Here is a 23,938-nt window from a genome sequence, read left to right as displayed (position 1 = left end):
ACACCGGAAACGCTACGTTGCGTTCATGATTGCGGCAACTACTTCGTTGCATGCAATAGCGATTTATGCAGGTCACAGCAGGCAAATCGTTGCAACGAGATGGAAGCTAACGCAACAAGAGAAGGTGCGATCGTTGCAATGAATTGAAGCGAAAGCTATGCTGGCGACATCACGGACCACGAAGGAGACCGCGTTGCCAGGAGGCAGGCTCACCCAGCAGGAACGCCAGCAGATCGCGACGGGGCTGGCCGACGGGCTCGCCTACGCGGAGATCGCCAGGCGTCTGGACCGCCCCACCTCGACGATCACGCGCGAGGTGATGCGCAACGGCGGCCCCGCCGGCTACCGCGCGGACCTGGCCCACCGCGCCACCGAACGCCGGGCCCACCGGCGCGGACAGGCCGCGACGCGGGGGCCGAAGGCGCTCACGGAGGACTACGGCCGCGACGCGGAGGCCGTACGCGCGTACGAGGAGACGCTCACCACCGTCTTCATAGCGTCGGGCACGCCCAAGATGATGGCCCGGGTCATGGCCTGCCTCACCCTCACCGACAGCGGGAGCCTCACCGCCGCCGAACTCGCCCAGCGCCTCGAGGTCAGCCCGGCGTCCATCTCCAAGGCGATCACGTTCCTGGAGAGCCAGGACCTCATCCGCCGATTCCGCGAGGAGGGCCGCCGTGAGCGCTACGGCTTCGACGAGGACATCTGGTACCAGTCGATGATGGCCAGCGCCCGGTCCACCGCCCAGGTCGCCGAGACCTCACGGCAGGGCGTCGGCGTCATGGGGCCCGGCACACCGGCCGCCGTGCGCCTGGAGAACGCCGCCCGCTTTCTCGACTTCGTGGCCGAGACCATGATCCGCGCTGCCGAACAGGCTCGCGAAGTCCTCTACACGAACCCCGGAACGGCCTCGGACGACACCACGGGAACAGCCTCGGACGACACCACCGGGCCACGCCCGGACCGCGGGTAGGCGACCGGCGCCGCCTACCTGCGGCGGACGCCCGCCTCCTCGCCGTACTCGCCGAGGACGATCACGTCGAAGGCGGCGCCGAGGAACACCTTCACGGCGCGCAGGGCATCGCCGAGGCGGTGCGGACGACTGCCCTGGACCGGGGCCGCGCCGGTCGGCCGGACCGGCGATGTGGTGGGGTGGAGGGTCGCTGCGCTCATGTCCCCATGGTTGCCCTCCACCCCCGGCACGGGCATCGGCCGAAGGGACCGACCCGCCGGCCCTCCGCGTACGCCTCCGGAACGACCCGTCCCCCTCAGGCAGGACGGGGCGTCCCCTAGGGGCGGCGGGTCAGCGGCCGATCGTGTCCAGCTCGGCGAGGTCCTCCTCGGACAGGGAGAGGCCCGCGCCGGTGACGTTCTCCCGCAGGTGCGCCACCGACGAGGTCCCGGGGATGAGCAGGATGTTGGGCGACCGGTGCAGCAGCCAGGCCAGGGCGACCGACATCGGGCGGGCGCCGAGCCGGGCGGCCACGGCCGAGAGCACCGAGGACTGCAGGGGGCTGAAGCCGCCCAGCGGGAAGAACGGCACGTAGGCGATGCCCTGCTCGGCGAGCCGGTCGACGAGGTCGTCGTCCTGGCGGTGGGCGAGGTTGTAGAGGTTCTGCACGCAGACGAACGGGGCGATGGTCTGCGCCTCGGCGATCTGATCGGCGGTCGCGTTGCTCAGGCCGAGGTGGCGGATCAGACCCTGCTGCTGGAGTTCGACGAGGGTCTCGTACGCCGTGGCGAGCGAGCCGGGCCGCGGGCCTCCGGCGTCGCCGAGGCGGAGGTTGACGAGGTCCAGCGTCTCCACGCCGAGGTTCTCGAGGTTGCTGTGGACGGCCCGGCGCAGGTCGTCCGGCTCCCGGGCCGGGGGCCAGCCGCCCTGTGCGTCGCGGTCCGCGCCGACCTTGGTCACGAGGTGCAGCGAGTCGGGGTAGGGGTGCAGCGCTTCGCGGATCAGCCGGTTGGTGACGTGCGGCCCGTAGGCGTCGGCCGTGTCGATGTGGGTGACGCCGAGGCGTACGGCCTCGCGCAGCACCGCGAGCGCGCCGTCGTGATCGGCCGGCGGCCCCATCACGCCGGGGCCGGTCAGCTGCATGGCCCCGTAGCCGAAGCGGGTGACGGTCAGGTCGCCCATCGTCCAGGTGCCGCCGGGGAGGGATGTGGTCCGAGTACTCATGCCCCCACCGTCCGTGCCACCGGCCGGCCCGCCCAGATCCCTGCCGATCCTGGGAGTGACAGGGACAGGGACGAACGGCACCGCGCGCCTAGCATGAAGGACATGCCTGAGGAGAATCTGCTCGGTGACTACCTCCGGGCGCGCCGGGAGCTGGTGACGCCCGAGGACATCGGACTCCCGACGCACGGGATGCGCCGGGTGCCGGGGCTGCGCCGTGAGGAGGTGGCCATGCTCGCCGGGATCAGCTCCGACTACTACCTGCGGCTCGAGCAGGGCCGCGACCGCAACCCGTCGGCGCAGGTCCTCGACGCGCTCGCCCGGGTGCTCCGGCTCGACGACACCGCCACGGGCTACCTCCACCAGCTCGCCGCGCCGCGGCCCCGCGCCCACCGCCGGTCCCACCCCCGGCCCCGGCGACGGACCGTTCCGCCGGCCACGGCACAGCTGCTCGAGGCGATCGGGCTGCCGGCCTTCGTGACGGACAGGACCCTCGACGTGATCGCGGCCAACGCGCTCGCCACCGCGCTGGTCCCGAGCGTACGGGTGGGGGGGAACCGGCTCCGGTCGTTCTTCCTCGACCCCGCCGAGCAGGCGCTGCACACGGACTGGGCCCACACGGCGGCCCGGTGCGTCGCCGCCTTCCGCCGACGGCTCGGATCCGACGTCGACGACCCGCGGGTCGTCCGGCTCGTCGGCGAACTCTCCCTGGCCAGCGAGGAGTTCCGACGGGTGTGGGCGCGCCACGACGTGCGGCCGCCGGGCACCGGGCCGATCGGGATGAACCACCCACAGGTCGGCGAGCTGAACCTCACCATGTCCAAACTGGACGTCGACGGCCCCGACGGCATGACGCTCGCGGTCTACCACGCCGAGCCGGGGACCGAGGACGCCGAGCGGCTCGCCCTGCTCGCCTCGCTGACCACGGGACGACCGGTGCGGCGGCCGGCCGACGGGCCCGACGTGTCCGACGTGCGGGAAGCGGACGGTTCGGCGCGTACGAGCTGACCGGGGCGGCCACGGGCGGGCCCGCCCCGCCGCCCGCCGCCCCGTCCGGCGCACAAACCGTTTGGCCCGTACCGGCCGCGCGTCCTAGACTCTCCGCTCTTGCCCGCCTCCCCTCACGGAGCGCCGCCGTCCGGACGGAAACCGGCCGGTACACCGCAGCAACCCCAGCAGCAGGTCCCCCGGAGGCACCCCCTTGTCCGCGTCCACGCCGGTAGACGAGCCCGTAGACGAATCAGTAGGCGAATCCGCAGACGAATCCGTAGGCGAATCCGCAGACGGTCCCGCGAGCATCCCCTCAGACGACCCGCTCGCCCGCGAGCGCACCCACCTCGCCGCGTCCCGTTCCGCACTGCGCGCCATGCGCGAGGACGTCGAGGCCCTCGACATCAGCGACGTCACGGCGAACTGGGTCAACGCGGCCGCGCTGGCGCACCAGATCGAGGAACGCGTCAAGGCGCTGGCCGACCTCAGCGACACCCCGCTGTTCTTCGGCCGCCTCGACTACCTGCACTCCCCCGGCGCCGAGCAGGCCGAGGGCGCGGACGGGGAGCGCTTCTACATCGGGCGCCGGCACGTGCACGACGCGGACGGCGACCCGATGGTGATCGACTGGCGTGCGCCGGTGTCGCAGCCGTTCTACCGGGCGTCCAAGAAGGACCCGCTGGACATCGCGCTGCGCCGCCGCTTCGGCTACACGGGCGGCGACCTCACCGCGTACGAGGACGAACACCTCTCCGACCCGGCGGAGGCCGCTACCACCAGCAAGCTGCTCCAGCAGGAGATCGAACGTCCGCGCGTCGGCCCGATGCGGGACATCGTCGCCACGATCCAGCCCGAGCAGGACGAGATCGTACGGTCCGGGCTGTCCGGCAGCGTGTGCGTGCAGGGAGGCCCCGGCACCGGGAAGACGGCCGTCGGCCTGCACCGGGTCGCCTACCTCCTCTACGCCCACCGCGAGCGGCTGGCCCGCACCGGCACGCTGGTCGTCGGCCCGAACCGGTCCTTCCTGCACTACATCGAGCAGGTGCTGCCCGCGCTGGGCGAGCTGACGGTGGCGCAGGCCACGGTGGACGACCTGGTGGCGCACGTGGAGGTGCGCGGGACGGACGACGCGCCGGCGGCGGTGGTCAAGGGCGACGCCCGGATGGCGGAGGTCCTGCGCAGGGCCCTCTACGCACACGTCACGATGCCCACCGAACCGGTCGTGGTCGTACGCGGCTCACGCCGCTGGCGGGTACCGGCGTACGAACTGGAGGAGATCGTCCGGCAGTTGCTCGACCGCGACATCCGCTACGGGGCCGCCCGCGACGCCCTGCCGCAGCGCATCGCGCACGCCGTGCTGGTACAGATGGAGCGGGCGGGCGAGGCACCGGACGACAGGGTCCAGGACGCGGTGGCCCGCAACGCCGCGGTGAAGGCGGCGGTGAAGGCGGTCTGGCCGGCCGTCGACCCGGCGAAGCTGGTGCTACGGCTGCTCGGCGACCCGGAGTTCCTGGCGGAGCACGCGGAGGGCCTGCTCGACGAGCAGGAGCGGAAGACGATCCTGTGGGCGAAGCCCGCCCGCTCGGTGAAGTCGGCGAAGTGGTCGGCGGCGGACGCGGTGCTGATCGACGAGGCGACGGACCTCATCCAGCGCACGCACTCCCTCGGACACGTGGTGCTCGACGAGGCGCAGGACCTGTCCCCCATGCAGTACCGGGCGGTGGGCCGCCGCTGCACGACCGGTTCGGCGACCGTCCTCGGCGACCTGGCCCAGGGAACCACGCCCTGGGCGACGCGCAGTTGGGAGGAGGCCCTGCTCCACCTGGGCAAACAGGACGCGCTGATCGAGGAGTTGACGGCCGGTTTCCGCGTCCCCACGGACGTCATCACCTACGCCTCCCGGCTCCTCCCCCACATCGCGCCGGGTCTGACCCCGGTGGCGTCGATCCGCGAGAACCCGGGCTTCTTCCAGGTCCGCCGGTCCGGAGGAACGGACGACGTGGTCTCCGCCTGCCGCGAACTCCTGCGCAACGAGGGCTCGGTGGGCCTGATCGCGGCGGACGCCCGCGTCCCGGAACTGGCGCGGGCGCTGACGGCGGCGGGGATCACGTCCATCGCCCCCGGCGAGGAGACGACCCACGCCACCCGCCTGACCCTGGTCCCGGCCTCCCTGGCGAAGGGCCTGGAGTACGACTACGTGGTCCTGGACGAACCCCGCGCGGTGGTCGACGCCGAACCGGACGAACGCACGGGCCTGCGCCGCCTCTACGTGGCCCTGACCCGAGCGGTATCGGGCCTGATCGTGACGCACACGGCCCCGCTACCGGAGCAACTGACGTAACCGCCACCGCCCCCTCGTCTCCGCGGGCAGTCGTGCCGCAGGGGCGATGGGGGTACCTCCCGCTCGAGCGAAGCCGAGAGTGGGGGAGGGTGGGCGCTGGGGGTACCCCCTCTGGGGGAGGCACCCCGCAAGCGCCGGGCCGCGCGACCCACCCCCGCCCAGCCGCAGCCCAGCCCCGCTCAGCCCCCCAGCACCCGCCGCCACTCCGCGACGGCCTCCACCGAGACCGGCCCGTCCCAGCCCTGCGGTCGCGCCGCTCCCCCGATGTGGAAGGCATCGATCCCGGCCTTCAGCAACAGCGGCACGTGGTCCAGCCGCAACCCACCCCCCACCAGCAACTGCTGCTCGTACCCCGGCTCCCCCCGCCGCCCCGCCTCCGCGAGCAGGGTCGGCATCCCCACGTCGACCCCCTCGGCCGCCCCGGCCGTCAGGTACGTGTCCAGGCCGGGGAAGTCCGCGAGCCGCTTGCGCAGGGCGTCCCGGTCGGCGGCCCGGTCGATGGCCCGGTGGAACGTCCACCGGCACCCCTCCAGCTCACGGGCGACCCGCTCCACCGCCCCCAGGTCCACCCCGCCCTCCGCGTCGAGGAACCCGAGCACGAACTCCTCCGCCCCGGCCTCGCGCATCTCGCGGACGGCAGCCACCAGCCGCTCGACGTCCCCCGCCGCGAACCCGTCCGCCAGCCGCAGCATCACCCGCACCGGGACGTCCACGGCCGCCCGGATCCCCGCGACGGTCGCCGCCGAAGGCGTCAGCCCGTCCGCCGCCATGTCGGTCACCAGCTCGAGGCGGTCCGCACCTCCGGCCTGGGCGGCCACCGCGTCCTCGACGTCGAGGGCGATCACCTCCAGGACTGCACGCTTGCTCATGGGGCCCCATTCCTCGGCATCAGACGGCGACTACAGGTCTAGTCCAATCCAAGCCTACGCCCGACCACCCGCCCGGGGCTCCCCCGCCCTTCCGCTCAGCCCCTCCGCTCAGCCCCCGAAGATGTTCAGCTCCGCCGCCTCCGCCCCGGCCAGCTCGTACGAGGCACCGTCCACCGGACGCCCCGCGTACAGCCGTACGAGCGTCGGCCCGTCGCCGATGTAGCGGGCCGGGGGACGTTCCCCCGTGGCGTCGCCCAGGCGCAGCGGCTCGTCGGCGTCGTCGAGGTCGGCGTGCAGCGGCAGATGCCCCTTCCGTCCGGTCACCTGGCCCAGCAGGGTGAGCGCGTACGGCAGCCCCGCGCCCGCGTACGCGCCCGGTTCCCCGAGCGCGACCCGTACGTCCCCGGCGTGCACCCACTCGCCCAGCGCGAGGACGTCCAGCGCCCCGCCCGCCCGGGCGATCACGGGCCCCGCCTCGGTCATCCCGCGCTCCAGCTCGTCCACGACCCGGGCGTTCGTCCACCCGGCCCGCTCGGCGATGTCCCGCTCATTGCTCTCGGGCGAGAACACCCCGTCCTCGAACCGCCGCTCCAGGACCCGGGTGAACGCGGCCGAGCAGTGCGCCAGCACGTCCCGCACCGTCCACCCCGGACACGCCACCACCGGCAACGCGAAGTCCTCCTCCGCCCTCCCCCTCAGCAACGGGACCAGCACGTCCCGCTCGACGGTCAACAGCCGCCCCGGCAGCTCCGGGTCCCGTACGTTCCGCACATCCGCAGGAGTCGTCATACCGCCCACGCTAGTTGCGGAGCCGCCGGTCCACAGGACCTACTCGCCGTCGATCCGGTGATCGGCCCAGACATAGCTCTCGGGCAGCAGATCGGTGACGGCGACGGCCCGCAGGCGCTCGCCCCCGCCGACGACGACCTTGAGCCCGGGAAAGTAGTCGAGCAGAACCTGCCGGCACCGGCCGCACGGCGGAACGACCCCCCGGTCCCGGTCCCCCACGGCGACGATCGTCTCCAGTTCGTAGATCCCCTGGGCCGCGGCCGCGCCGACGAGAACCAGCTCGGCGCAGGGCCCTCCGGTGAAGTGGTAGGCGTTCACCGCGGTGACGATCCGCCCGTCCCGGCCGCGGCCGGCGGCCGCCATGGTGTGGTTGTCGCCCCGGCAACGGGTACGGGCGACCCGGGCGGCGGCCTCGACGAGTTCACGGTCGACGGGGTGGATCTGCGTGGTCATCCCCTCAGTGTGCGGCAGGCGTCGGGAGCCGGGGCGGACAATGGGCCCATGGCCGACACCGACGCCCTCCGTGCCCGCTGGCTGCGCGCCCTCCTCCCGGCACGGGACGGCGCGTGCTTCCCCGAGCCGTACCAGTACGCCGACGCACTACTGCGCCGCTGGTCAGAGCCCCAGCGGCACTACCACACGCTCACCCACCTGACCGCCGTCCTGGACCACATCGACGTGCTGGAGGAGTACGCCGACAACCCGGACGTCGTACGGCTCGCCGCCTGGTTCCACGACGCGGTCTACCTGCCGGACCGGTCCACCAACGAGGAGCGGTCCGCCCGGCTCGCCGAGCGGGCCCTCCCCGAGGCCGGGGTGTCCGCGGAGAAGACCGCCGAGGTGGCCCGGCTGGTGCGGCTCACCGTCACGCACGATCCGGCCGACGACGACCGCGACGGGCAGGTGCTGTGCGACGCCGACCTCGCGATCCTCGCCGCGTCGCCGTCGTCGTACGCCGCCTACACCGCCGCCGTGCGCGAGGAGTACCACTTCGTGCCGAACGAGGCCTTCCGCGCGGGCCGTGCCGACGTGCTGCGGCAACTCCTCGCCCTGCCGCGCCTGTTCCGTACGCCGTACGGGCGGGAGCACTGGGAGGCCACCGCCCGCTACAACATGCGCGGCGAGCTGGAAATGCTGTCGACCGCGCCCGCACCGCCCGCCTAGCCTGCCCCGCATGCATGCTGTGGGAGCGGAACAGGTGGAGGAAGCCGTCGCGGACTGCGTGGCGGCGCTGGGGGCGGTCACCGACCGGGACTGGGCGGGGGTGAGGGCCGGGCGGCTGGAGTGGAGCTGCCGGGAGACGGCGGCGCACATCGCGAGCGATCTCATCGCGTACGCGGGACAGATCGCCGGGCGGGCGCAGGACGCGTACGTACCCTTCGAGATCACCCTCGAAGGAAGCGAGGACGGCCTGGACCCCGCCGACAACGCGGGCGCCCTCCAGGTGATCACCACGACCGGCGCCCTGCTCGCCGCCGCGGTCCGCACCACCCCGCGCGCGGTCCGCGCCTTCCACCCCTACCCCTTCCGGCACGCGAACCGCGAGGGCTTCGCCGCGATGGGCGTGGCCGAGGTGCTGCTGCACACGCACGACATCGCCGAGGGGATGGGAATCGCGTACGAGCCGCCGGCCGAGCTGGCCTCCTTCGTCCTCACCCGGATCTTCCCGCGGGTCAAGCCGGGGCCCACACCGTGGCGGACGCTGCTGTGGGCCACCGGGCGCGGCGAACTGCCGGGACGGGAGCCCGTCACCGGGTGGCGCTGGAGCAACAACCCGGTGCTCCGGTCGGAGCGGCTGACCCTGGAGGGTGTCACCCCGGCGACCGCCGCCGACCTGTCCCTGGCGGGTGACGGCGGTCACGAGTGGGTCGGCGGGGCCGCCGCCGACGGCACCCGCGAAGGCGCCGGGATCATGGTCACGCAGTACGAGGAGGGCGTGTTCCACCCGGAGTGGGGCATGTACGTGCTGGTCCGGCGGGACGACGACCGCGCGGTGGGCGCGATGGGCTTCCACGGCGTCCCGGACGGGGACGGCCGCGTGGAGATCGGCTACGACCTCGTCGTGGGCGCCCGCGGCCACGGTTACGCCACCGAGGCGCTGCGCACGCTGTCGCGCTGGGCGCTGGAGCAGGACGGCGTACGGACGGTGGCCGCCGTCGTCGACCAGGAGAACGTGCCCTCGCAGAAGGTCGTCACCCGGGCCGGTTTCACCGAGGTGTCCCGGCAGGAGGGTCAGATCTCCTACGAACTCCGCGGCTGAGCCGCGCCCTTGCGGCGCCGCAGCCCCGCCCCGTGCAGCAGCCGCACCACCTCGCGGCTGCTGACCTCGACCGCCCCGGCGCGCACCGCGTCGGCGTACCGGTGCCGGGGGATGTCGTAGTGGTCGCGTTCGAAGGCGCGGCGGGGAACGCCCAGGCGGTCGGCGAAGGCGTGCAGTTCGTCGTAGGAGAGGTCGCTGACGAGGTGGGACCACATCCGGCCGTGGCCCGGCCAGGTGGGCGGGTCGATGTACACGGTCACGAGGAGCCCGCTCCGTCCGCGGCCCCGCCCAGTCCGCCCACGGCCGCGACCCGCACGCCCGCCTTGTGGCACACCCAGTGCGGATCGGGGCCGAGTTCCGGCTCCACGTCCAGCGCGTGCGGGTCACCGGTGCGGCAGACCGGGCACAGCGGCCAGCGGCCGTACCGTTCCAGCAGGGCGTCCTGTACGTCCTGGGCGACCAGGCCGGGGAGGAACCCGGCGCCGTCCGGCCACTGTTCCACCCACCAGCGCCGGTGCGTGACGGACTTCTCGACCAGGGACACCACGTCCGCCTCGGCGACCTCGCGCGCGACCAGATCGGCGAGCACGAGGGCGCGCGCCGCGTGCAACGCCTGTTCCAGGGGGCTGACGGGGTGGGTGCCGGGTTCGCCGTGGGGAGCATGGGGGTCCATGCCCCTATTGTGCGCACTCTTGACCGTACGACCGGAACGAAAATATCTTTCACACTGTGACCGATGAAGTGAAGGAAATTTTCGCGAGCGGGCGCGGGCCGGGCGGCCCGGGCGCTCCGGGCACGGGCGGCGGCGCGCCCGCCCCTCCCGCGCCCGCCGCCCTGGCGGCCAAGGTCCGCACGCTGGCTCCGTCGATGACCCGTTCCATGCAGCGGGTCGCCGAGGCCGTCGCCGACGACCCGGCCGGCTGCGCGGCCCTCACGGTCACCGGACTCGCCGAACTCACCGGCACCAGCGAGGCCACCGTCGTCCGCACCGCCCGCCTGCTCGGCTACCCCGGCTACCGCGATCTGCGGCTGGCGCTGGCCGGTCTCGCCGCCCAGCAGCAGTCCGGCCGCGCGCCCGCCATCACCACCGACATCGCGGTGGACGACCCCATAGCCGACGTCGTGGCGAAACTCGCCTACGACGAGCAGCAGACCCTCGCCGACACCGCGGCCGGACTGGACACCGTCCAGCTCGCGGCGGCCGTGACCGCCCTGGCCGGCGCCCGCCGCACCGATGTGTACGGCGTCGGCGCGTCGGGGCTCGTCGCCCAGGACCTCACCCAGAAACTCCTGCGCATAGGCCTGCTGGCGCACGCCCACAGCGACCCGCACCTCGCCGTCACCAACGCGGTGCAGCTGCGTCCGGGGGACGTGGCGATCGCCGTCACGCACTCCGGGTCGACCGGGGACGTCATCGAACCCCTCCGGGTCGCCTTCGAGCACGGGGCGACGACGGTGGCGGTCACCGGCCGCCCGGACAGCCCCGTCACGCAGTACGCCGACCACGTCCTGACCACGTCCACGGCCCGCGAGAGCGAGCTGCGGCCGGCCGCGATGTCCTCCCGGACGGGGCAACTGCTGGTGGTGGACTGCCTGTTCGTGGGGGTCGCCCAACGGACGTACGAGTCGGCGGCGCCGGCGCTGTCCGCGTCGTACGAGGCGTTGGCGCACCGGCACCGGGCCGCTCGGAGGGGACCGTAGGAGTCGATCGTCACGGTCGTCCGCGGGTGGTCCGTGGTCGATCGCGCGCACGCGGCGGCAGTCGCACGTCCAGCACAGTCCCGCGCCCCTGGGTAAGCCGTCCCACCCCGAATCGGAAAGTCACCCATGCCTTCTGCTTCCCACCACCGCGACGTCCGCGCCCAGTTGGAGACGCTCACCACCGAGGCGTACCGGCCCGAGCTGGCGGACGTCGACCGGTTGCCCACCCTCGACATCGCGCGGCTGATGAACGGCGAGGACGCCACCGTGGCCGGTGCCGTGGCCGAACAGGTACCGGTGATCGCCGCCGCGATCGACGCCGTCGCCGAGCGGATGGCCCGCGGCGGGCGGCTGGTCTACGCGGGCGCCGGCACCGCCGGCCGGCTCGGGGTGCTGGACGCCTCCGAGTGCCCGCCCACCTTCAACACCGACCCGGCACGGGTCGTCGGCCTGATCGCAGGCGGCCCCGACGCCTTGGTCACCTCGGTGGAGGGCGCCGAGGACTCGCGCGAGCTGGCCGAGTCCGACCTGGCCGCGCTGGAGCTGACCGCCGACGACACGGTGGTCGGGGTCTCCGCCTCCGGCCGCACCCCGTACGCGCTCGGCGCCGTCGCGTACGCCCGCGCGCGCGGCGCCCTCACCGTGGGGCTGGCCTGCAACCGGGGCAGCGCGCTGGCGGCGGAGGCCGAGCACGGCATCGAGGTCGTCGTCGGCCCGGAGTTCCTCACCGGCTCCACGCGCCTGAAGGCCGGTACGGCGCAGAAGCTGGTGCTGAACATGCTGTCGACGATCACGATGATCCGGCTGGGCAAGACGTACGGGAACCTGATGGTCGACGTGCGCGCCTCCAACGAGAAGCTGCGCGCCCGTTCCCGCCGCATCGTCGCGCAGGCTACGGGCGCGGCGGACGACGTCGTCGAGCGCGCCCTGACCGCCACGGACGGCGAGGTCAAGCACGCGATCCTGGTCATCCTGGCCGACGTCGACGGCCCGACGGCCGCCCGCCTCCTCGCGGAGTCCGACGGCCACCTGCGCGCGGCTCTCACCAGGGCGCGGGAGTGAAGGAAGCCCGTGGGCGGATACTGGAGAGCACCCGACCCGGAGACGAACCATGAACCACGCGCAGCTCACCGCCCTGGGCCGCGCCCTGCGCGTGCTCGGGGAGCACGGCGAGGCGCTGTCCGCCGACACCCCTGACGCCCGGCTGCACGAAGTGAAGGACGACCTGCGGCGGGCCCTGGACCTGCTGGAGGAGAGCGTCACCACGGCCGCGCCCAGCACGCGCTGCGCCGAGCACCCGACGGGACCGGTCGACGAGAGCGCCCCGGACCTGTGCCTGCTCTGCGAGACCCGGCGCCGCGCCGCCCGCCGCGCCGAGTTCAACGGTCCCGCCCCGCAGGCCCGGCCCGCCGAGCCCACGCCGTCCCGGTACGGGGTGCGCGAGGACCGGCCGCAGCCGCAGCAGCGCTGGCTGCCGGAGCTGTGGAACGGCCAGACCTGGCAGCTGTGCGGCACCCCGCGCCGGGACCGGCGCGAGGCGGAGCTGTACATCGCGGCGCAGCGGCGCGGGCCCCGTCCGGCCATGGCGTACCGGATCGTGCACGAGTTCACCGACTACGAGGTGCTGCGCGTGTGGGGGACGCCGGTGCGGGTGGACATCGAGCCGATGGGCACCATGTAGTACGCCGATGGGCACCATGTAGTACTCGGAGTGGCCGCCGCCCGGACCCACGTCCGGGCGGCGGCCGGTGGTCACGCGGACGCGCCTACGCCTACGCCTGCGCCGCGGAGGCCTCCGTGGCCGGCCGGACGGGTTCGCCGGCGGCCGCCGTGTCCGGGGCCGCCGGACGCTGCCGCGGGATGAACGCGGCGATGGCGAAGCCGATGAGCGCGGCCCCGGCGCCGAGCGCCAGGACGGTGCGGAAGCCGTCCTCGCCGGGCAGCGCGTACGGGCCGAACCGCGTGGTCATCTGCGCCAGTACGACACCGGCGACGGCGCTGGCGACGGAGGTGCCGATGGAGCGCATCAGGGTGTTGAGGCTGTTGGCGGCGCCGGTCTCGGAGGCGGGCACCGCGCCCATGATGAGGGCGGGCATCGCGCCGTAGGTGAAGCCGATGCCGGCGCCGATGACGCAGGACGCCAGCACGAAGTGCCAGACCTCGCTCATGAGCAGGACGTTCAGGCCGTAGCCGGCGGCCACGATCAGGGCGCCGATCATCAGCGTCACCTTCGGGCCCTTGGCGCGGGAGACCAGCGCGGAGACGGGGGCCAACGCCATCATCACCAGGCCGGACGGGGCCATGACCAGTCCGGCGGCGAGCAGGGACTGGCCGAGGCCGTAGCCGGTCCGCTCGGGCAGCTGGAGCAGCTGCGGGATGACCAGGGACATGGAGAACATGCCGAAGCCGATCGCCACCGAGGCGAGGTTGGTGATCAGCACCTGGGGGCGGGCGGTGGTGCGCAGGTCCACCAGCGGCTGGTCGACGCGCAGTTCGAAGAAGCCCCAGCCCAGCAGGACGACCACGGCCGCCACGAACAGGCCGAGGGTGGTGCCGCTCCCCCAGCCCCAGTCGGCGCCCTTGGAGATCGCCAGCAGCAGGCAGACGAGTCCGGCCGCCATGCCGGCCGCGCCGGCCAGGTCGAACCGTCCGCCGGTGCGCACCTTCGACTCCGGTACGAGGGCCAGCACCAGGACCAGGGCGACGACGCCGAGGGCGGCGGAGGTCCAGAACAGCGCGTGCCAGTCGAAGTTGTCGGCGATCAGTGCGGCGGCGGGCAGGCCGAGGGCGCCGCCGACGCCGAGCGAGGCGCTGATCATCGCGGTGGCCGAGCCGAGCTTCTCCGCGGGCAGTTCGTCGCGCAGGATGCTGATGCCGAGCGGGATCACGCCGGACGACAGGCCCTGCAGGGCCCGGCCGACGATCATCGGGACCAGGGAGTCGCTGAGTCCCGCGACCACGGAACCGATCACCAGCATGGTCATGCTGACCAGCAGCATGCGGCGCTTGCCGTGCATGTCGCCGAGCCGGCCCATGACCGGGGTGGCGACGGCCGCCGCGAGCAGGGTGGCGGTGATGGCCCAGGCGGTGTCCGACGCCGAGGCGTCCAGGTACTGCGGCAGCTGTCCCACGATCGGGATCACCAGGGTCTGCATCAGCGAGACCACGATGCCGCTGAAGGCCAGTACGGGCACCACGGCACCGGTCTTGGGCGGCGCGGCGGTGCCGGTCGTGTCGGATCGGGCGGGCGCGTCGGACATGAGGGAGATCTCCGTGACGACTCAGGTCTACTTGACTCAGGCAACCTTATGGCGATTGATTGACTTAAGCAAGTTAAAAGGGGGTGACGAGGGGATGACACACACGACGGTGCGGCGCCCCCTCGGCCGGGGGGCGCCGCACCACTCCGCCGGGGCCGGCCGGCTCAGCTCAGCGTCTGCAGGGACGCCGCCTCGTAGGGCGTCAGCTCGTCGAAGCGGCCGGCCAGCACCTTGGCCGCCCACTCCGGGTCCTGGAGCAGCGCGCGGCCCACGGCGACAAGGTCGAACTCGTCCCGCTCCATCCGGTCGAGCAGGTTGTCGAGGCTGCCGAGCTCGGCGCCCTCCCCCTGGAACGCCTTGGAGAACTCGCCGTTCAGGCCGACCGAGCCGACCGTGATGGCGGGCTTCCCGGTCAGCTTCTTCGTCCAGCCGGCCAGGTTGAGGTCGGAGTCCTCGAACTCCGGCAGCCAGTAGCGGCGCGTGGACGCGTGGAAGGCGTCGACACCGGCCGCGGCGAGCGGGGCGAGGATCGCCTCCAGCTCCTGGGGCGTCCCGGCGAGCCGGGCGTCGTAGGCGTCCTGCTTCCACTGCGAGTAGCGGAAGATCACCGGGAACTCGGGCGACACGGCGGCGCGCACCGCCGCCACGACCTCCGCCGCGAACGTCGCGCGGGCCACCGGGTCACCGCCGTAGGCGTCGGTGCGGCGGTTGGTGCCGGACCACAGGAACTGGTCGATGAGGTAGCCGTGGGCGCCGTGCAGTTCCACGCCGTCGAAGCCGATGCGCTCGGCGTCGGCGGCCGCCCGGGCGAACGCGGCGACGACGTCGTCGATGTCGGCCTGCGTCATCGCCTCGCCCTTGCCCTCGGTGCCGTCCGTGCGCACCCCGGACGGGCCGATCGCCGGGGCGTCCGGGTACGGCGCCTGGCCCTGCTCGCGGACCATGCCGATGTGCCAGAGCTGCGGCACGATCGTGCCGCCCGCCGCGTGCACCGCCTCGGCGACCTTCGCCCAGCCCGCGAGCTGCTCCTCCCCGTGGAACCGCGGCACCCGGTCGCTCTGCCCGGCCGACTCGTGCCCCACGTACGTCCCCTCGGTGACGATCAGCCCGACACCGGCCGCGGCACGACGGGAGTAGTACGACACGACGTCCTCGCCGGGAACACCGCCCGGCGAGAACATCCGGGTCATCGGCGCCATGGCGATGCGGTTGGGGACGGTCAGGCCGTTGATCGTGGTGGGCCGGGAGAGAATCGCGGCCGCTCGGAGGGCGGTGTCCGGGGAGGCGATGGTCACGTGGGGGCTCCTCTGCTTCGAATACCGGTCGGTATGTGTACGTGCATTAAATGCACGTACGACGGCAACCGGGAAGCGGGTGGAGGCATTCCCGCTCGGAGCCCGGATGTGACTCCGGTCACGAAACGTCTTCCTGCGCACCGGGGTACGGCCACCCGATGAGGACACGCCTGCTGCGCTTCGGCCTGTACGCGGACGAGGACGGGCCGGCGTGGGTCGGCGCGCTCGCCGACGGGGCCGCGGCGGCCCGCGGTGCCCGGCTCGTCGGGCGGACCGTGGTGCGCCGCCTGAAACGCCCGAGGGCGGCACCCCCTGTCGGAACAGGGGGTGCCGCCCTCGGTACGTGACGGACGGATCCGATCCTCGGAAGGATCAGAAGTCCATGTCACCGCCCGGCATGCCGCCGCCGGCCGGGGCCGCGGCCTTCTCCGGCTTGTCGGCGATGACGGCCTCGGTGGTGAGGAACAGCGCGGCGATCGACGCGGCGTTCTGCAGCGCGGAGCGCGTCACCTTGGCCGGGTCGATGATGCCTTCCTTGACCAGGTCGACGTACTCGCCGGTCGCGGCGTTCAGGCCGTGGCCCGGGGTCAGGTTGCGCACCTTCTCCACCACGACACCGCCCTCGAGGCCGGCGTTGACGGCGATCTGCTTCAGCGGGGCCTCGAGCGCCAGCTTGACGGCGGCGGCACCGGTGGCCTCGTCGCCCTCGAGCTCCAGCTTCTCGAAGACCTGGGAGGCCTGCAGCAGGGCCACGCCACCACCGGCGACGATGCCCTCCTCGACGGCGGCCTTCGCGTTGCGGACGGCGTCCTCGATGCGGTGCTTGCGCTCCTTGAGCTCCACCTCGGTGGCGGCACCGGCCTTGATGACCGCGACACCGCCGGCGAGCTTCGCCAGGCGCTCCTGCAGCTTCTCGCGGTCGTAGTCCGAGTCGCTGTTCTCGATCTCGGCGCGGATCTGGTTCACGCGGCCCTGGACCTGGTCGGCCGAGCCGGCACCGTCGACGATGGTGGTCTCGTCCTTGGTGATGACGACCTTGCGGGCCTTGCCCAGCAGGTCGAGCGTCGCGTTCTCCAGCTTGAGGCCGACCTCCTCGGAGATGACCTCGCCGCCCGTGAGGATGGCGATGTCGCCGAGCATGGCCTTGCGGCGGTCGCCGAAGCCCGGGGCCTTGACGGCGACGGACTTGAAGGTGCCGCGGATCTTGTTGACGACCAGGGTCGACAGGGCCTCGCCCTCGACGTCCTCGGCGATGATCAGCAGCGGCTTGCCCGACTGCATGACCTTCTCCAGGAGCGGGAGCAGGTCCTTGACGTTGGAGATCTTGGAGTTCGCGATCAGGATGTACGGGTCGTCGAGGACGGCCTCCATACGCTCCATGTCGGTGGCGAAGTACGCCGAGATGTAGCCCTTGTCGAAGCGCATACCCTCGGTGAGCTCCAGCTCCAGACCGAAGGTCTGGGACTCCTCGACGGTGATGACGCCTTCCTTGCCGACCTTGTCCATCGCCTCGGCGATGAGCTCGCCGATCTGGGTGTCGGCGGCGGAGATGGAGGCCGTGGAGGCGATCTGCTCCTTGGTCTCGACATCCTTCGCCTGCTCGAGCAGGGCGCCGGAGACGGCCTCGACGGCCTTCTCGATGCCGCGCTTCAGAGCCATCGGGTTGGCGCCGGCGGCCACGTTGCGCAGACCCTCGCGCACCAGGGCCTGGGCGAGGACGGTCGCGGTGGTCGTACCGTCACCGGCGACGTCGTCCGTCTTCTTGGCGACTTCCTTGACCAGCTCGGCGCCGATCTTCTCGTACGGGTCCTCGAGCTCGATCTCCTTGGCGATGGAGACACCATCGTTGGTGATCGTGGGGGCGCCCCACTTCTTCTCGAGGACGACGTTGCGGCCCTTGGGGCCGAGCGTCACCTTGACGGCGTCCGCGAGCTGGTTCATGCCGCGCTCGAGGCCGCGCCGCGCCTCCTCGTCGAACGCGATGATCTTGGCCATGTGAAGTGGTCCCTCCAGGACTGGGGGTGATTCCTTCGGACCGCGCCCGCGCCCGCGACGGACGGCTCGCCGGCCCCGTGGTTCCTTGCCCCACACGGCCCGCGGGCCTCACCGACCCGGTCCTTCGTTGTCACTCTCACCTTCAGAGTGCTAACGCAATGATTAGCACTCGACCCATGCGAGTGCAAGCGCCTTCGGGGAGTCGCGGGGTGCTCAGCCGCACGCGAACACCGCCGCGCACCACCCCCGGGCACGGCGAAGGGCCCGCACCCCGGGAGGTGCGGGCCCTTCGTCGGCAGAAGATGCTTGCGGCTGATAGCGCGTTCAGGCGCTGAGACGAACCATGTCGGCCTGCGGGCCCTTCTGACCCTGCGAGATCTCGAACTCGACCCGCTGGCCTTCTTCGAGGGTGCGGTAGCCGTCCATCTGGATCGCGCTGTAGTGGACGAAAACATCCGCACCACCGTCGACCGCGATGAAGCCGTACCCCTTCTCCGCGTTGAACCACTTGACGGTGCCCTGAGCCATGCCTAACTCCCCTATTACTGGCCCTTGCACGGATCCGCACTTCGCGGATCCGGGTCAGACCTCACCCCCCAATGGTTGGGGGCGTGCGCCGGAACGCGTCGACCGCGGCTGAATGTATCTGTCCAACTGCCGTCTGCAACAGGTCAGTCGGACGAGAAATCTGGACGACGCCGGTCCGGAATGTGGCGAGAATTCGCCTGAATCCAGGGCAAGTCGGGCCACACAAAGGTCACAAATGCCGCGAAAGGGGCCGATACTTTGGCTACATCCAGTCGGGCCCGCGGCAGGAATTCAGTGTTTCCGATCAGTGGACCGGGAGCGCGTTCCCCAACTCTACCGCGCTCAATCCCATGGAATTGCCCCCTCCGCTTCTCTCACGGAGGGGGCAATGACCCAAACACTCGGTAACCGTCATTACCGAAGGTAATGATCAGCCGCCGGCCACCGCCGGAATGATCGACACGCCGGCCCCGTCCGGGGTGGCCGTCTCGAGCCCCTGCTCGAACCGCACGTCGTCGTCGTTGACGTAGACGTTCACGAACCGCCGCAGCTTGCCCTGGTCGTCCAGCACCCGGGCGGCGATCCCGGTGTGGTTCTTCTCCAGGTCCGAGATGACCTCGGCGAGGGTGGCCCCCTCGGCGGCGACCTCGGCCTGCCCACCGGTGTAGGTACGCAGGATGGTAGGGATACGAACGGTGACGCTCACTTTGAAACCTCCGGGAAGGACGACACCCTAGGGGCGCGGGGCTGTGGTGATGTGCGACTGCCGCCGCGTGGGCGCGGCCAGCCGCGACGGGCAGGCAGACGGAACGACTCAGCCGAGCCCGGCCTCACGGAACGACTCCAGATTGGGACGGATGGTCGCGGTCATCCCCGTACCGGCGACCGCGTCCAGCGTCTTCAGGCCGTCCCCGGTGTTGAGCACGACGGTGCTCAAGGACGGGTCGAGCGCCCCGCTCTCGAGCAGCTTCCTGGTGACCCCCACGGTCACACCCCCCGCGGTCTCCGCGAAGATCCCCTCCGTGCGCGCGAGCAGCTTGATCGCGTCGACGATCTGCTCGTCCGTGACGTCCTCCACCGCGCCCCCGGTGCGACGGGCGATGTCCAGGACGTACGGCCCGTCCGCCGGGTTCCCGATCGCCAGCGACTTGGCGATCGTGTCCGGCTTCTGCGGACGTACGACGTCGTGCCCCGCCTTGTACGCGGTGGACACCGGCGAGCACCCCTCGGCCTGCGCACCGAAGATCTTGTACGGCTTGTCCTCGACCAGGCCGAGCTTGATCAGCTCCTGCAGCCCCTTGTCGATCTTCGTGAGCTGCGAGCCGGACGCGATCGGGACGACGATCTGGTCCGGCAGCCGCCAGCCGAGCTGCTCGCAGATCTCGTACGCGAGGGTCTTCGACCCCTCCGCGTAGTACGGCCGCAGGTTGACGTTGACGAAGCCCCAGCCCTCGCCGGCCGGGTCGCCGATCAGCTCGGAGCAGAACCGGTTCACGTCGTCGTAGTTGCCCTCGATGCCGACGAGCTCACCGCCGTAGACGGCGGCCATGACGACCTTGCCCTGCTCCAGGTCGTGCGGGATGAACACGCAGGACCGGAACCCGGCACGGGCCGCGGCGGCGCCCACCGCGCCGGCGAGGTTGCCGGTGGAGGAGCAGGAGAGGGTGGTGAAGCCGAAGGCGCGGGCGGCCTCGATGGCCTGGGCGACGACGCGGTCCTTGAAGGAGTGCGTCGGGTTGCCGGAGTCGTCCTTGACGAACAGCTTGCCGGCGTCGACGCCCAGCTCACGCGCGAGGTTGTCGGCCTGGACGAGCTTGGTCCAGCCGGGGTTCAGGTTCGGCTTGGTCGCCACGTCCGCCGGGACGGGCAGCAGCGGCGCGTAGCGCCAGATGTTCGCGGGTCCCGCCTCGATCCGCTTGCGGAGCTCCTCGGTGTCGTGGGCCGAGAAGTCGTACGCGATCTCCAGCGGGCCGAAACACTCCTCGCAGGCGAAGACGGGGCCGAGGGGGACCCGGTGTCCGCATTCGCGGCAGGAGAGCGCGGCGGCGGGGCCCAGGTCGACGGAGTTCGCGGCGGCGGAGTCGGTGGTGCTTGCAACGGTCTGCACAGCCATGGAGGCGAGGCCCTTTCTCCTCATCTTCCTCACGACGCACCTCGCCGTGAGACGGATTTGGCACCTTCCCTAGCCGGGAGCCTCGCCACGTCCGTGTGACAAGAACCGACTGGAGGGTTGCCGGGGCTTCATCGGGCCGTGTCCCTCTGCCCCTCTGGATGAGCGGTGTTCAGTTGTCCCGCGCGGTGACCCCGGCATGCGGTGGTCATCGGCGTTGTTCAAGACTGTAACCGAAGGCCTGCATGGTTGAGATAGTCGTCCGAACCGCGAGATGGATCACAGGCCAGTGAGGAGCCCGGGACCGTGCTGGAAGAAGTCGAGCGCTGGCTGATCGACCGCTCCTGGTCCGTGGCCGACCGCCCGCTCCACCGGATCCTGGCGGCGAAGCGTGCCACGGGGCAGACGGTGAGCGTGGTGCTGCCCGCGCTCGACGAGGAGGCGACGGTCGGCGACATCGTGTCGGTGATCCGGCACGACCTGGTGCTCCAGGTCCCCCTGGTCGACGAGGTGGTGGTGGTCGACTCGGGCTCGACCGACCGCACGGCCGAGGTGGCGGCGGCGGCGGGCGCGCGCGTGGTGCATCGGGACGCGATCCTGCCCCGGATACCGGCGGTGCCCGGCAAGGGCGAGGTGCTGTGGCGCTCCCTGCTGGTCACCCGCGGCGACATCGTGTGCTTCGTCGACGCGGATCTGCGGGAGTTCTCCTCCGACTTCGTCTCCGGCATCGTCGGCCCGCTGCTCACCGAGCCGGACGTGCAGCTGGTCAAGGCCATGTACGACCGCCCGCTCACGGTGTCCGACGGACGCGCCTCCGGCACGATCGCCGCCGGTCAGGGCGGCCGGGTCACCGAGCTGATGGCCCGTCCGCTGCTGAACATGCACTGGCCCCAGCTGGCCGGCTTCGTCCAGCCGCTCGGCGGCGAGTACGCGGCCCGCCGGAGCCTGCTGGAGCAGCTCCCGTTCCCGGTCGGGTACGGCGTCGAGCTCGGCATGCTGGTCGACGCCCTGCACCTGGCGGGCCTGGACGCCCTGGCCCAGGTCGACGTCGGCGTGCGCAAGCACCGCCACCAGGACGGCCAGGCCCTCGGCCGGATGGCCGCCGCGATCTACCGCACCGCCCAGCTCCGCCTGGCCCGCGGCCATCTGATCCGGCCGTCCCTCACCCAGTTCGAGCGGGCGGGCGACAACTTCGAGCCCCGTACGTACTCCGTCGACACGGAGGAACGGCCCCCGATGACGGAGATCGCGGAGTACCAGGCGCGGTGGGTGGCCTGACCCGTATACGGCCGATCAGGTGCGTTTGAGGTCTCCGGGGCCGGGCTAGGTTGACGTTTATGGCTGTCACGCAGGCTGCTCAGGGTGCTCAGGTGCTGGTCGCGTCGAATCGCGGGCCCGTCTCGTACACGGTGGAGGACGACGGTTCGCTGCGGACCGGGCGGGGCGGTGGCGGGCTGGTGTCCGGGCTGTCGGCGATCGGGCCGGACGCCGGGGCGCTGTGGGTGTGCTCGGCGCTGTCCGACGGCGACCGCGAGGCGGTGCGGCGCGGAGTCGGCGAGGACGGCGTGCGGATGCTGGACATCCCGGCGGACGTGCACGCGGACGCGTACAACGGGATCGCCAACTCGGTGCTGTGGTTCGTGCACCACATGCTGTACCAGACGCCGCTGGAGCCGGTCTTCGACGCGGAGTTCCGCCGGCAGTGGGCGTCGTACGAGGCCTACAACCGGGCGTTCGCCGAGGCGCTGGCCGAGGAGGCGGCACGGGGCGCGGCGGTGCTGGTCCAGGACTACCACCTGACACTCGTCCCCGGGATGCTCCGCGAGCTCCGCCCCGACCTGCGCATCGCCCACTTCTCGCACACGCCGTGGGCGCCGCCGGAGTACTTCGCGCTGCTGCCGGACGACATCGCGCGGCAGGTGCTGCGCGGGATGCTCGGCGCCGACCGGCTCGGCTTCCTCACCCGCCGCTGGGCGGACGCGTTCACCGCGTGCTGCGAGCGGTTCGCGGACGGGCTCGGGGAGACGCGTATCGGGGTGCACGGCCTCGGCGCCGACGCGGACTTCCTGCGCGCCCGCGCCCACGAGGCGGACGTCGAGGAGCGGATCACCGCGCTCCGGGAGGAGATCGGCGCGGGGCGCCGGACGATCGTCCGGGTCGACCGGACCGAGCTGTCGAAGAACATCGTGCGCGGACTGCTGGCGTACCGGCAGCTCCTGGACGACCACCCCGAGTGGCGCGAGCGCGTCGTGCACGTCGCGTTCGCCTACCCCTCCCGGCAGGACCTCGCCGTGTACCGCGACTACACCGCCGAGGTGCGGCGGGTCGCGGAGGACATCAACGAGCGGTACGGCACGCCGGGCTGGCGGCCGGTCGTCCTGCACGTCAAGGACGACTTCGCGCGCTCCCTCGCCGCGTACCGGCTGGCGGACGTGGCCCTGGTCAACCCGATCCGCGACGGCATGAACCTGGTCGCCAAGGAGGTCCCGGTCGTCTCCGACGCGGGCTGCGCGCTGGTGCTGTCGCGGGAGGCGGGCGCCCACGAGGAACTGGGCGAGGACGCGCTCACGGTCAACCCGTACGACGTCGTCGGGACCGCCGGCGCCCTGCACGAGGCCCTGGCGATGGGCCCGGGCGAACGCGCCGAGCGCGCCAAGCGCCTGGCCGCGGCGGCGACCGCGCTGCCCCCGGCGCGGTGGTTCCTGGAGCAGCTGGAGGCGCTGCGGGACGGAACGTCCGGCTGACCGGAGGTATGGCCGGTCACACAGGCGTGTGCGGGGGCGGGCGCGGATAGGTTGGACGGTATGGCCAGCCATACGGATTCCACGGACCCGAATGCCACGCCGACGCCCGCCACGCAGGCCGGGCGGGAAGGGCTGGACGCGCTTCTCTCCCGGCCGGGGAAGGCGCTGATCGGGCTCGACTTCGACGGAACACTCGCGCCGATCGTGGCCGACCCCGAGCAGGCCCGCGCGCACCCCGACGCGGTGCCCGCACTCGCCGCGCTCGCCCCGAAGGTGGCCGCGGTCGCCGTCGTCACGGGCCGACCGGCGGGGGTCGCGGTCCGGAACGGAGGCTTCGCGGGCGTCCCCGGTCTGGAGCACCTCGTCGTTCTCGGCCACTACGGCGCCGAGCGCTGGGAGGCCGTCACCGGCACGGTCACCGCGCCCGCCCCGCACCCCGGTGTCGCCGCCGCCCGCGCGGAACTGCCGGGGCTGCTCGACCGGGTCGGCGCGTGGCGGGGCACGTGGATCGAGGAGAAGGGCGGCCGGGCGGTGGCGGTCCACACCCGCCGGGCCACCGATCCGCAGGCCGCGTTCGAGGCCCTGCGCGAGCCGCTCACCGACCTCGCCACCCGGCACGGCCTCGTCGTCGAGCCCGGCCGCATGGTCCTGGAGCTTCGCCCGCCCGGGATGGACAAGGGCGTCGCCCTGCTGGAGTACGCCCGCGAGATCGGCGCCGGGTCGGTCCTCTACGCCGGGGACGACCTGGGCGACCTCGCCGCCTACACGGCCGTCGACAAGCTCCGCTCCGCCGGCACTCCGGGGCTGCTGGTGTGCAGCGGCAGCGACGAGGTCGCGGAGCTGCGGGAGCGTGCGGACGTGGTGGTCGACGGGCCGGCGGGGG

The 23,938-nt window shown here is 72.3% G+C and carries 25 protein-coding genes and 1 riboswitch; of the genes, 12 read left to right on the top strand and 13 right to left on the bottom strand.

Going from position 1 to position 23,938, the window contains the following annotated elements; translation table 11 throughout:
- Positions 1-193 precede the first annotated feature (193 nt).
- A complete protein-coding gene (locus tag KUM38_RS16640; RefSeq protein WP_217130154.1) occupies positions 194-973 on the top strand; it encodes a helix-turn-helix domain-containing protein in 780 nt (259 codons plus the stop codon).
- Positions 974-987: 14 nt separating this feature from the next.
- On the opposite strand, the gene KUM38_RS16635 is transcribed toward KUM38_RS16640, so the two are convergent.
- Complete coding sequence (locus KUM38_RS16635; RefSeq protein WP_217130153.1) at positions 988-1,173, bottom strand: hypothetical protein; 186 nt, start codon at positions 1,171-1,173, stop codon at positions 988-990.
- Positions 1,174-1,303: 130 nt separating this feature from the next.
- Positions 1,304-2,176, bottom strand: a complete 873-nt coding sequence (locus tag KUM38_RS16630; protein ID WP_217130152.1) for an aldo/keto reductase family oxidoreductase — start codon at positions 2,174-2,176, stop codon at positions 1,304-1,306.
- A 93-nt stretch (positions 2,177-2,269) separates the two neighbouring features.
- On the opposite strand from KUM38_RS16630, the gene KUM38_RS16625 reads away from it, so the two are divergent.
- Both KUM38_RS16625 and KUM38_RS16620 read left to right on the top strand, forming a co-directional pair.
- On the top strand, positions 2,270-3,181 hold the full coding sequence (locus KUM38_RS16625; protein ID WP_217130151.1) for a helix-turn-helix domain-containing protein: 912 nt from the start codon (positions 2,270-2,272) through the stop codon (positions 3,179-3,181).
- Between the two features lie 193 nt (positions 3,182-3,374).
- A complete protein-coding gene (locus tag KUM38_RS16620; RefSeq protein WP_374227058.1) occupies positions 3,375-5,504 on the top strand; it encodes an ATP-binding domain-containing protein in 2,130 nt (709 codons plus the stop codon).
- A gap of 179 nt (positions 5,505-5,683) precedes the next feature.
- Here KUM38_RS16620 and KUM38_RS16615 read toward each other — a convergent pair whose 3' ends face one another.
- From KUM38_RS16615 to KUM38_RS16605, 3 genes are all read right to left on the bottom strand, one after another.
- Positions 5,684-6,373 (bottom strand): copper homeostasis protein CutC, encoded by a 690-nt coding sequence (locus KUM38_RS16615; protein ID WP_217130150.1) that lies wholly within the window; start codon positions 6,371-6,373, stop codon positions 5,684-5,686.
- A 108-nt stretch (positions 6,374-6,481) separates the two neighbouring features.
- On the bottom strand, positions 6,482-7,162 hold the full coding sequence (locus KUM38_RS16610) for a maleylpyruvate isomerase family mycothiol-dependent enzyme (RefSeq protein ID WP_217130149.1): 681 nt from the start codon (positions 7,160-7,162) through the stop codon (positions 6,482-6,484).
- 39 nt (positions 7,163-7,201) lie between these two features.
- Entirely contained in the window at positions 7,202-7,615 is a 414-nt protein-coding gene (locus tag KUM38_RS16605) for a cytidine deaminase (protein WP_217130148.1), read from the bottom strand.
- Positions 7,616-7,663: 48 nt separating this feature from the next.
- Between KUM38_RS16605 and KUM38_RS16600 the strand changes: the two genes are divergently transcribed.
- Together KUM38_RS16600 and KUM38_RS16595 are read left to right on the top strand one after the other, a co-directional pair.
- Positions 7,664-8,326, top strand: coding sequence for a hypothetical protein (locus KUM38_RS16600; RefSeq protein WP_217130147.1), 663 nt, complete (start codon positions 7,664-7,666; stop codon positions 8,324-8,326).
- 34 nt (positions 8,327-8,360) lie between these two features.
- On the top strand, positions 8,361-9,422 hold the full coding sequence (locus tag KUM38_RS16595; protein ID WP_217130171.1) for a GNAT family N-acetyltransferase: 1,062 nt from the start codon (positions 8,361-8,363) through the stop codon (positions 9,420-9,422).
- Here the strand turns inward: KUM38_RS16595 and KUM38_RS16590 are convergent.
- Both KUM38_RS16590 and KUM38_RS16585 read right to left on the bottom strand, forming a co-directional pair.
- Positions 9,404-9,682, bottom strand: coding sequence for a DUF4031 domain-containing protein (locus KUM38_RS16590; RefSeq protein ID WP_217130146.1), 279 nt, complete (start codon positions 9,680-9,682; stop codon positions 9,404-9,406). The genes KUM38_RS16595 and KUM38_RS16590 overlap by 19 nt on opposite strands.
- Complete coding sequence (locus tag KUM38_RS16585) at positions 9,679-10,095, bottom strand: hypothetical protein (RefSeq protein WP_217130145.1); 417 nt, start codon at positions 10,093-10,095, stop codon at positions 9,679-9,681. The genes KUM38_RS16590 and KUM38_RS16585 overlap by 4 nt, the downstream gene beginning before the upstream one ends.
- A gap of 56 nt (positions 10,096-10,151) precedes the next feature.
- Between KUM38_RS16585 and KUM38_RS16580 the strand changes: the two genes are divergently transcribed.
- The 3 genes from KUM38_RS16580 (at position 10,152) to KUM38_RS16570 (ending at position 12,804) form a co-directional block, all read left to right on the top strand.
- Positions 10,152-11,123 carry a MurR/RpiR family transcriptional regulator gene (locus KUM38_RS16580; protein ID WP_308408981.1) on the top strand — a complete coding sequence of 324 codons (972 nt, stop codon included), beginning with the start codon at positions 10,152-10,154 and terminating at the stop codon, positions 11,121-11,123.
- A gap of 126 nt (positions 11,124-11,249) precedes the next feature.
- A complete protein-coding gene (murQ, locus tag KUM38_RS16575) occupies positions 11,250-12,185 on the top strand; it encodes an N-acetylmuramic acid 6-phosphate etherase (protein WP_217130144.1) in 936 nt (311 codons plus the stop codon).
- Positions 12,186-12,234: 49 nt separating this feature from the next.
- The gene (locus tag KUM38_RS16570) at positions 12,235-12,804 is read left to right on the top strand and encodes a hypothetical protein (protein WP_217130143.1); all 570 of its coding nucleotides are present in this window, start codon (positions 12,235-12,237) and stop codon (positions 12,802-12,804) included.
- Between the two features lie 91 nt (positions 12,805-12,895).
- On the opposite strand, the gene KUM38_RS16565 is transcribed toward KUM38_RS16570, so the two are convergent.
- Together KUM38_RS16565 and KUM38_RS16560 are read right to left on the bottom strand one after the other, a co-directional pair.
- A complete protein-coding gene (locus KUM38_RS16565) occupies positions 12,896-14,383 on the bottom strand; it encodes an MFS transporter (RefSeq protein ID WP_217130142.1) in 1,488 nt (495 codons plus the stop codon).
- Between the two features lie 164 nt (positions 14,384-14,547).
- Positions 14,548-15,678: an NADH:flavin oxidoreductase gene (locus KUM38_RS16560; protein ID WP_217130141.1), complete on the bottom strand. Its 1,131-nt coding sequence runs from the start codon at positions 15,676-15,678 to the stop codon at positions 14,548-14,550.
- A 158-nt stretch (positions 15,679-15,836) separates the two neighbouring features.
- Between KUM38_RS16560 and KUM38_RS16555 the strand changes: the two genes are divergently transcribed.
- Entirely contained in the window at positions 15,837-16,025 is a 189-nt protein-coding gene (locus tag KUM38_RS16555) for a hypothetical protein (protein WP_217130140.1), read from the top strand.
- A gap of 25 nt (positions 16,026-16,050) precedes the next feature.
- On the opposite strand, the gene groL is transcribed toward KUM38_RS16555, so the two are convergent.
- The 4 genes from groL to thrC all read right to left on the bottom strand — a co-directional run bounded on the left by groL (position 16,051) and on the right by thrC (position 20,314).
- Positions 16,051-17,673 (bottom strand): chaperonin GroEL, encoded by a 1,623-nt coding sequence (groL, locus tag KUM38_RS16550; protein WP_217130139.1) that lies wholly within the window; start codon positions 17,671-17,673, stop codon positions 16,051-16,053.
- A gap of 324 nt (positions 17,674-17,997) precedes the next feature.
- The gene (locus KUM38_RS16545; protein ID WP_004929928.1) at positions 17,998-18,201 is read right to left on the bottom strand and encodes a cold-shock protein; all 204 of its coding nucleotides are present in this window, start codon (positions 18,199-18,201) and stop codon (positions 17,998-18,000) included.
- A gap of 430 nt (positions 18,202-18,631) precedes the next feature.
- The gene (locus KUM38_RS16540) at positions 18,632-18,907 is read right to left on the bottom strand and encodes a MoaD/ThiS family protein (protein WP_055625113.1); all 276 of its coding nucleotides are present in this window, start codon (positions 18,905-18,907) and stop codon (positions 18,632-18,634) included.
- Positions 18,908-19,015: 108 nt separating this feature from the next.
- Positions 19,016-20,314 (bottom strand): threonine synthase, encoded by a 1,299-nt coding sequence (thrC, locus tag KUM38_RS16535; RefSeq protein ID WP_217130138.1) that lies wholly within the window; start codon positions 20,312-20,314, stop codon positions 19,016-19,018.
- Positions 20,315-20,331: 17 nt separating this feature from the next.
- Positions 20,332-20,479, bottom strand: a riboswitch (SAM riboswitch).
- Positions 20,480-20,617: 138 nt separating this feature from the next.
- Here thrC and KUM38_RS16530 point away from each other — a divergent pair.
- The 3 genes from KUM38_RS16530 to otsB all read left to right on the top strand — a co-directional run.
- Positions 20,618-21,589: a glucosyl-3-phosphoglycerate synthase gene (locus KUM38_RS16530; RefSeq protein WP_217130137.1), complete on the top strand. Its 972-nt coding sequence runs from the start codon at positions 20,618-20,620 to the stop codon at positions 21,587-21,589.
- A 59-nt stretch (positions 21,590-21,648) separates the two neighbouring features.
- A complete protein-coding gene (locus KUM38_RS16525; protein ID WP_217130136.1) occupies positions 21,649-23,055 on the top strand; it encodes a trehalose-6-phosphate synthase in 1,407 nt (468 codons plus the stop codon).
- Positions 23,056-23,115: 60 nt separating this feature from the next.
- Positions 23,116-23,938, top strand: an 823-nt coding sequence (gene otsB, locus KUM38_RS16520) for a trehalose-phosphatase (RefSeq protein ID WP_217130135.1), incomplete at its 3' end; no start/stop codon positions are given.

Origin of the sequence: Streptomyces sp. AC558_RSS880, from assembly GCF_019049255.1 — a bacterium.
Taxonomy (GTDB): domain Bacteria; phylum Actinomycetota; class Actinomycetes; order Streptomycetales; family Streptomycetaceae; genus Streptomyces.
Note: the sequence above shows the minus strand (reverse complement) of the source record. Positions and strands in the feature narration are given on the sequence as shown.

Excerpts from the sequence above, each read along its gene's own strand:
- KUM38_RS16565 (WP_217130142.1), bottom strand. The coding sequence starts at position 14,383 with ATGTCCGACGCGCCCGCCCGATCCGACACGACCGGCACCGCCGCGCCG.
- thrC (WP_217130138.1), bottom strand. The coding sequence starts at position 20,314 with ATGGCTGTGCAGACCGTTGCAAGCACCACCGACTCCGCCGCCGCGAAC.
- KUM38_RS16525 (WP_217130136.1), top strand. The coding sequence starts at position 21,649 with ATGGCTGTCACGCAGGCTGCTCAGGGTGCTCAGGTGCTGGTCGCGTCG.
- KUM38_RS16545 (WP_004929928.1), bottom strand. The coding sequence starts at position 18,201 with ATGGCTCAGGGCACCGTCAAGTGGTTCAACGCGGAGAAGGGGTACGGC.
- KUM38_RS16625 (WP_217130151.1), top strand. The coding sequence starts at position 2,270 with ATGAAGGACATGCCTGAGGAGAATCTGCTCGGTGACTACCTCCGGGCG.
- KUM38_RS16615 (WP_217130150.1), bottom strand. The coding sequence starts at position 6,373 with ATGAGCAAGCGTGCAGTCCTGGAGGTGATCGCCCTCGACGTCGAGGAC.
- KUM38_RS16635 (WP_217130153.1), bottom strand. The coding sequence starts at position 1,173 with ATGAGCGCAGCGACCCTCCACCCCACCACATCGCCGGTCCGGCCGACC.
- KUM38_RS16600 (WP_217130147.1), top strand. The coding sequence starts at position 7,664 with ATGGCCGACACCGACGCCCTCCGTGCCCGCTGGCTGCGCGCCCTCCTC.
- KUM38_RS16555 (WP_217130140.1), top strand. The coding sequence starts at position 15,837 with ATGAGGACACGCCTGCTGCGCTTCGGCCTGTACGCGGACGAGGACGGG.
- KUM38_RS16585 (WP_217130145.1), bottom strand. The coding sequence starts at position 10,095 with ATGGACCCCCATGCTCCCCACGGCGAACCCGGCACCCACCCCGTCAGC.
- groL (WP_217130139.1), bottom strand. The coding sequence starts at position 17,673 with ATGGCCAAGATCATCGCGTTCGACGAGGAGGCGCGGCGCGGCCTCGAG.
- KUM38_RS16630 (WP_217130152.1), bottom strand. The coding sequence starts at position 2,176 with ATGAGTACTCGGACCACATCCCTCCCCGGCGGCACCTGGACGATGGGC.
- KUM38_RS16605 (WP_217130148.1), bottom strand. The coding sequence starts at position 7,615 with ATGACCACGCAGATCCACCCCGTCGACCGTGAACTCGTCGAGGCCGCC.
- KUM38_RS16570 (WP_217130143.1), top strand. The coding sequence starts at position 12,235 with ATGAACCACGCGCAGCTCACCGCCCTGGGCCGCGCCCTGCGCGTGCTC.
- murQ (WP_217130144.1), top strand. The coding sequence starts at position 11,250 with ATGCCTTCTGCTTCCCACCACCGCGACGTCCGCGCCCAGTTGGAGACG.
- KUM38_RS16610 (WP_217130149.1), bottom strand. The coding sequence starts at position 7,162 with ATGACGACTCCTGCGGATGTGCGGAACGTACGGGACCCGGAGCTGCCG.